The sequence below is a fragment of the Kosakonia sp. S42 genome (assembly GCF_016624785.1).
GTDB classification, from domain to species: domain Bacteria; phylum Pseudomonadota; class Gammaproteobacteria; order Enterobacterales; family Enterobacteriaceae; genus Kosakonia; species Kosakonia cowanii.
In genome coordinates this window covers 1-220 of the sequence record NZ_JACVTW010000133.1, presented here as the reverse complement: position 1 = coordinate 220, position 220 = coordinate 1, and the positions used below count along the sequence as shown (strand labels likewise).

The window sequence follows — 220 nt, the reverse complement described above, 5'->3', positions numbered from 1 at the left end:
GGTGGCGATCGGGCGCGGGGCGATGACACCGGTTGCTGCGACAGAAACGGGCCGGGAAGAACTGACCGCCGGCGCCGGGTTACGCAGTGCCGGCAGGGTTTCACCCGCAGGCTTTTTTACGGCGATGTCCTGACCGATGTCGTTAATGCTTTTCCCCTTTGCGGCCAAAGCATTGGCCTCAGCGGTGGTCAGGCATTTATCGGTGGCGGTGGCATTACAG

The 220-nt window shown here is 62.3% G+C and carries 1 pseudogene; it reads right to left on the bottom strand.

The features are described 5' to 3' along the window. Positions 1 to 220 (bottom strand): annotated as a pseudogene (locus tag IAE50_RS25865) (type IV conjugative transfer system protein TraV); the annotation flags it as partial.